At 68.3% G+C, this 6160-nt stretch carries 7 protein-coding genes; 1 reads left to right on the top strand and 6 read right to left on the bottom strand.

Annotated elements, in window-relative coordinates:
- Window positions 1-190 precede the first annotated feature (190 nt).
- The 5 genes from QMZ25_RS18945 to QMZ25_RS18925 form a co-directional block, all read right to left on the bottom strand.
- Window positions 191-922, bottom strand: a complete 732-nt coding sequence (locus tag QMZ25_RS18945) for a LytTR family DNA-binding domain-containing protein (RefSeq protein ID WP_053517196.1) — start codon at window positions 920-922, stop codon at window positions 191-193.
- A 10-nt stretch (window positions 923-932) separates the two neighbouring features.
- A complete protein-coding gene (locus QMZ25_RS18940; protein ID WP_053517194.1) occupies window positions 933-1976 on the bottom strand; it encodes a sensor histidine kinase in 1044 nt (347 codons plus the stop codon).
- A 3-nt stretch (window positions 1977-1979) separates the two neighbouring features.
- The gene (locus QMZ25_RS18935; RefSeq protein ID WP_065174484.1) at window positions 1980-2639 is read right to left on the bottom strand and encodes an alpha/beta hydrolase; all 660 of its coding nucleotides are present in this window, start codon (window positions 2637-2639) and stop codon (window positions 1980-1982) included.
- 50 nt (window positions 2640-2689) lie between these two features.
- Window positions 2690-4615: a glucans biosynthesis glucosyltransferase MdoH gene (gene mdoH, locus QMZ25_RS18930; protein ID WP_053517189.1), complete on the bottom strand. Its 1926-nt coding sequence runs from the start codon at window positions 4613-4615 to the stop codon at window positions 2690-2692.
- Between the two features lie 383 nt (window positions 4616-4998).
- Complete coding sequence (locus tag QMZ25_RS18925) at window positions 4999-5169, bottom strand: hypothetical protein (RefSeq protein WP_164972337.1); 171 nt, start codon at window positions 5167-5169, stop codon at window positions 4999-5001.
- A gap of 215 nt (window positions 5170-5384) precedes the next feature.
- Between QMZ25_RS18925 and QMZ25_RS18920 the strand changes: the two genes are divergently transcribed.
- Window positions 5385-5771, top strand: a complete 387-nt coding sequence (locus tag QMZ25_RS18920; protein WP_065174483.1) for a DUF2628 domain-containing protein — start codon at window positions 5385-5387, stop codon at window positions 5769-5771.
- 79 nt (window positions 5772-5850) lie between these two features.
- Here the strand turns inward: QMZ25_RS18920 and QMZ25_RS18915 are convergent.
- Window positions 5851-6160: methyl-accepting chemotaxis protein (locus QMZ25_RS18915; protein WP_283220125.1), on the bottom strand; the 310-nt coding region annotated here is incomplete at its 5' end.

Here is a 6160-nt window from a genome sequence, read left to right as displayed (position 1 = left end):
GTTGGCGCCATGGATGGCGCCATCGAGCCCCCATGGATGGGTTTACGGCGTGTCTCGCCCGCCCATCCCGACTCACCCAACACGCAACAACTCAGAGCCGAACACAACCTGCAGTTGCTGTTGCTGTTGCTGTTGCTCTTGCTTCAGACGTTGCCCGCAAGCAGTCGCGGCCGCAGGCCGCGCCGGACACTCACAGATGCCGCAGTTCCTGCTTCAGCGTCGCCACACAGCGGCGGCTGACCTCCAGCGGCTGCTTGCCATGCCGGAGCACCGCCTGCACCTGCCCGCCCACGCCACGACGCAGTTCCACCAGTTCGTGCCGCGCCACCAGACAGTTGCGGTGGATGCGCACGAAGCGGCTGGCGAATTCCTCCTCCAGCGACTTCAGCGACTCCTCGATCAGGTCCTCACCACGCGCGTGGTGCACCACCACGTACTTTTCCTCGGCCTGCAGGTAATGGATGTCATCCAGTGGAATCAGCCGCAGGCTGCCCCGCAGCCGGGCGCACAGCATGCTGCGTGCCTGTTGCCCCGCGTCGTGCTGTGGCTGCCCCCCGCGCCCGGCCAGAAAGGTCCGTGCGCGCGCGATGGCCGCTGCCAGCCGCTCGGCACGCACCGGCTTCATCAGGTAGTCGATGGCCGCCGCTTCGAATGCCGACAAGGCATGCGCGTCATATGCCGTACAGAACACCACCGCCGGGCGTGGCTCGAAGCTGGCCAGGTGACGGGCCGCTTCCAGCCCATCCAGTCCGGGCATCGCGATGTCCAGCAGCACCAGGTCCGGCTGCAGTTCCGCGCAGGCGTGCAGGGCCTGCTCGCCGTTACCGGCCTCGGCCACCACGTCCACCCCCTCCTGCGCGGCCAGCAGGCTGCGCAGGCGCTCGCGCGCCAGCGGTTCGTCATCGGCGATGACTACCCTCACGATCGTTCCCTCACTGGATCGGCACCGTCACCTGGCAGGCATAGTAGCCCTCGCTCCAGCCGGCCGTCATCCGTGCGGCACTGCCGAAGCGCCACGCCAGGCGATGACCGATGCTGTGCTGGGCATGCCCGGCGCCGCGTGCCAGGGCCAGCCCCGGCATTTGTGGATCGGGAGCGGGATTGCGTACGCGGATGTGCAGCTCGTTGCCTTCGCGCGCCACGTGCAGCTCGACGGTGCCACCTTCCGGCAACCGTGAAATGCCATGCAGCACCGCATTTTCCACCAGTGGCTGCAACACCAGCCGCGGCAGCGGCTGCTCCCACGGCAGTGGCTCGTCACGCTGCCAATGCACCTGCAGGCGCTCTCCCAGGCGCAGCGACTCGATCGACAGGTAACGCTCGGCCAGCTCGCATTCGGCCTGCAGAGTGGAATCTCCATCGCCCGCCCCCAGCGCCGCGCGGAACAGATCGGACAGGTCCAGCACGGCGCGTTCGGCCACCGCCGGATCACGATGCAGCAGACTGGCGATCAGATTCATGCTGTTGAACAGGAAATGCGGACGGATCCGGGCCTGCAGTGCATCGGCCTGTGCACGTGCGTTGGCCTGCACCTGCGCGGCCCAGCGGTCGCTCACGTAGAAGTAGCGCAGGGCCAGCGCGCTGATCAGTGCGCTGGTGGCCGCACTGCCAAGGGTGAAGCGCCAGAAGCTGATGCCACGGGCGAAGCTGTCGCCCAGCACGGCATACAGCGCGTGGATGATGCCCGCGCAGACCACGGCGATCAGCGCCGCCAGTGCGATCGCCGCAGCGGCGCCCAGCAGCGGTGGCAGCCTCGACAGCGCCTGCCGCAGCATGCACAGGCTGGCGGTCACCGCCAGCGCCAGCCAGAGTGCGAAACCGCTGGCCGAAAGCAGCTCGCCCACCGTCCAGTGACGGCTGCCATCGGGGGCCAGGGCCAGCAGCACCACCACCAGCTCGGCCAGGCCGAGCATCGCCGCCAGCCGCCGCAGGCGGCACAGTTCCGGCATCCAGGGAGGCGTGCTGGCCGGTGACATGGGTCAGGCGACGCCCAGGCGTTCCTGCAGCCAGTCACCTAGGGCATCGATCTCCTCGGCACAGACCTGGTGCGCCATCGGGTAGCTGTGCCACTGCACCTGCAGGCCCAGCGCGCGCAGCGCCTGCGCGCTGTGTGCGGCTACCGCCTGCGGAATGACCGGGTCGCCGCTGCCGTGGGCCATGAACACCGGCACGTCCACTGCGGTAGCCACGCGCTCGGCGCTGTCCGCGTCTGGCAGGTAGGTGGACAGCGCGATCAGCCCGGCCAGCGGCGCCGTGCGCGACAGCGCGGCGGTAAGAATGATCGCGCCCCCCTGCGAGAAGCCGGCCAGGAAGATCTGCTCCGGCGTGATGCCCCGCTCGATCTCGCGGGCGATCAGGGCCTCTACCTGGGCCACCGATTCGCGCACGCCGGCCATGTCGGCGCGGGAACGGAAATCCATGCCGACAATGTCGTACCAGCCGCGCATCGGCACGCCGTTGTTGATCGTGATCGGCCGCACCGGGGCGTGCGGGAACACGAAGCGCAGCGCCGGCCAGTGCGGACGCACCAGCTCCGGAACGATCGGGGCGAAGTCATGGCCATCGGCGCCGAGGCCGTGCAGCCAGATCACCGACCACTGCGGCGAGGCGCCGGTTTCCTGTTCCACCGTTTGCAGCATGTTGCGGCTCCTTCAGATGCGAGCCGCATTATGCCGCCGGTGTGGGGCGATCAGTACAGCGGTGGCTGTTCGGCCGCTTCCCGGCGCAGCTGCGCGGCGCGTACCAGCACCGGCGGCGGAATGTTCTCCTCGGGGATGTCGAGCAGGCCCAGCCGGTGCAGGAACGCACCGGGACCGCGCGACGAGGTCAGTGCCACCACCGGAATGGCCAGCACCATGCCGATCACCACCGGCGCCATCCATGCCGCCAGCGACGGCGAGACCAGCCAGGCCAGCACGCCCATGAAGGCGCCGAACAGGCCCAGGCCGCCGTAACCGCGCACCAGCGCCATCCAGGAAATGCCACCGTCGTCGCGCTGCTGGGCGTCCCACCCCGAGTCGCGTCCGGACAGCACTTCGGCCACGCCGCGGGACTGCACATACATGACCACCGGCGCCATCAGTGCGGCCAGCACGGTCTCCACCAGCATCGACACGAAGGCACGGAACGCACCGCCGCAGCCACGACGATCCACCGGGTCCAGCAGCATCGCCAGGTAGCCCAGCACCTTGGGCATCAGCAGTACCGCCATGGTGGCGGCGAACAGGCGCACCACCTGCTGCTCGTCCTGCGCGCGCCAGTACACGCCGGGCGCCAGGTGCAGCACGGCATTGAAGTCGATGCCTTCCTGGAACAGCGGGATGGCGATGCCGATCAGCATCAGCATCGCCCACATGGGCGCAGTGAAGTAATGGCCGATGCCGATCAGCATGTGCATGCGGCTGATCCAGTGCAGGCCGCGGCTGCCGACCACCTTGCCGTGCTGCAGGTTGCCCTGGCACCAGCGACGGTCGCGCACCAGCAGGTCGGTCAGGGTCGGCGGGCCTTCCTCATAGCTGCCCCCCAGGTACGGCACCATGTGCGCGGCCCAGCCGCCACGCCGCATCAGCGCGGCTTCGACGAAGTCGTGGCTGAGCACGTGGCCGCCGAACGGCTTGCGCCCAGGCAGCGATGGCAGGCCGGCATGGTCGGCGAAGGCACGGGTGCGGATGATGGCGTTGTGGCCCCAGTAGTTGCTTTCAGCGCCGTGCCACCAGGCCACGCCCCGGGCGATCACCGGCCCGTAGACGCGGCCGCCGAACTGCTGCATGCGGGCGAACAGGGTGCGTCCGCCGATCACCGACGGCAGGGTCTGGATCAGGCCGACGTCAGCGTTGTGTTCCATGCCGGCCACCAGGCGCACGATGCTGTCGCCGGTCATCAGGCTGTCGGCGTCCAGGATCAGCATCTGCGGGTAGGCCCCGCCGAAGCGGCGCACCCAGTCGGCGATGTTGCCCGCCTTGCGGCCGCTGTTGTCGCCACGACGGCGGTAGAACAGCCGCACGCGGCCGTCGGGCACCTGCTCGCGGAGCTCGGCGAAGACCTGCTCTTCGGCCCGCGCGATATCGTCACGGCGGGTGTCACTGAGCACGAAGAAGTCGAAACGCTCCAGCTGGCCGGTGGCCGCCACCGATTCGTAGATCGCACGCAGGCCGGCCAGCAGCCGGCGCGGATCCTCGTTGTAGGTCGGCATCAGCAGCGCCGTGCGGCTGTGCACGGTGGGCAGCGGCTTGTCCGGATCAATGCCCAGGCGATAGCCACGGTCGAACACGGCGGTGAGGAAGCCTGCCACCGCGCTGGCGAACGACAGCGCGATCCAGGCGAACAGGCCCACGAACAGCACCAGCAGGCAGGCTTCGAGCACGCTGATGCCGTTGACCGACAACACCCGCCACATCATCCGGGTGGCCGCTGCGGTCATCACCAGCGTGCCGCCCAGGATGTACAGCCGACGCAGGCCGATCAGGCGTGGCGAGGTGCGGTGCCGGCGCACCCTGAGCTGCCCTTCGCGCAGGGTCTGCTCGGGCATCGGCAAGGGCACTTCGGCGGGCAGCAGCGCCCAGCCGGCGTCAGGCCCGGGCGATTCCGCCTCCGCATGGATGGTCTGCACCCCCATCGGCGCCTACTCCGCGCAGTCGGCATGGCCGGCCGTCCGGGCCAGGCTGCATGCACGAAGGTTCCCGGCGCGCCTTCCCGGCGCCCGCACTTGTCCTGGCTGCGTCGGCCTGAGGCCGCGCAGTCGCTGTCTGTCACTACCGGAACCCACACGATCTCCAACGGGGCGGAATCGAAAATGCGGCCCAGTCTAGGCCGCTACATGTAAGCCGGGTGCGAAGGCCTACGCCGGGATTTCTCCCCATTCAGCAAACAGCAGGCGAGGCTGCCGACGGCCTGCCGGATCGACCGCAATTGGATCGAGCAAAACGGGCGGCGACACATCCCTCGGCGATCGCGCTGGCGGCGGGGCCAACGCGATCGATCGTACTTCAGCAGCGCGCGTTACTCGTCCTGCAGGACGACGCCGGCCGCGTCCTGCAGGGCAGCGGTGCGCGCACGGTCCATCGCCACCGCCAGTTGCTGGCGGGCGAGCAGTTGTTGGGCCTGCACCACTTCGGGTGTGGGCAGAAGCACCGGTCCCGGTGCGTTTTCCGGTGTAGCAGGTGTGGTCATGCAACCTCCGTGGACATCCCCGCTGCCGCGCGGGTCCAACCGGGCGGCAGCGGAACTGCGCACCCTATCCTAAAAACAAGGCGGATGGGTGACGTGCAAGCCGGTGAGGCCTGCGCCTGCAAAGGGCATGTGTCACGTTCCAGGCACGCAGCGCTGGATCCTGAATAGGCATTTCCGGTAGCATGAAAACGTTTTCTCACAGGGACGTTCCTCCCATGAATACCGTCGACCTCACCCACTTCAGCCCCAAGTGGCAATTCCGCTTCAACTTCTACCGCCAGCACGGCGCGCCCAAGGAGCCCGGCTTCAAGCAGGCCTGGCGGGCCCTGTCCTTCGGCGACCGCCTGAAGATCAACCTGAACATCTTTGCCCTGTTCTTCGGCCCCATCTACCTGCTGATCCTGGGCATGTGGCGCAAGGCGCTGGTGGTGATCGGCATCGCCATCGCCCTGGCGGCCATCACGATGTTCCTGCCCGACATCGTCGGCCGCGCGGTGTTCATCGCCTTCAATGTCCTGGTCGCCTCCAGCACCAACTACAGCTATTACCTGGAGAAGGTGGAAGGCCGGATCCGCTGGAACCCGTTTGAAGGAATGTTCTGAGCCACTCAGACCTGCGCAAGGACGCGCGGCAAGGATGCAACCGACGCCCGGCCCCCGCCGGGCGTCTTCGTTTCCGGCGTCAGGCCGCGCGCAGCGTGGCCGTCGTGCCCGTGGCCGACTGCAGCCGGAAGCGGGACACCGCCACCGCAAGCTGCTCGGCCTGCTCTTCCATCGCGCGCGCGGCAGCACTGGCCTCTTCCACCAGCGCCGCATTCTGCTGGGTGGTTTCATCCATCTGCACCACGGTCTGGTTGACCTGCTCGATGCCGGCCGACTGCTCGCGCGAGGCGGCCGAGATCTCGGCCATGATCTCGTTGACCCGCCCGACCTGGCCGACGATCTCCTGCATGGTGTTGCCTGCGCGGTGCACCAGCTGCGCACCGCTGCCG

The sequence above is a fragment of the Stenotrophomonas sp. RS-48 genome (assembly GCF_030053245.1).
Classification (GTDB): Bacteria; Pseudomonadota; Gammaproteobacteria; order Xanthomonadales; family Xanthomonadaceae; genus Stenotrophomonas; species Stenotrophomonas maltophilia_P.
This window is presented reverse-complemented; position numbering and strand designations above follow the sequence as displayed.

What these genes read in the sequence shown, in the direction of transcription:
- QMZ25_RS18940 (WP_053517194.1), bottom strand. Translation starts at nt 1,976, where the DNA reads ATGTCACCGGCCAGCACGCCTCCCTGGATGCCGGAACTGTGCCGCCTG.
- QMZ25_RS18935 (WP_065174484.1), bottom strand. Translation starts at nt 2,639, where the DNA reads ATGCTGCAAACGGTGGAACAGGAAACCGGCGCCTCGCCGCAGTGGTCG.
- mdoH (WP_053517189.1), bottom strand. Translation starts at nt 4,615, where the DNA reads ATGGGGGTGCAGACCATCCATGCGGAGGCGGAATCGCCCGGGCCTGAC.
- QMZ25_RS18925 (WP_164972337.1), bottom strand. Translation starts at nt 5,169, where the DNA reads ATGACCACACCTGCTACACCGGAAAACGCACCGGGACCGGTGCTTCTG.
- QMZ25_RS18920 (WP_065174483.1), top strand. Translation starts at nt 5,385, where the DNA reads ATGAATACCGTCGACCTCACCCACTTCAGCCCCAAGTGGCAATTCCGC.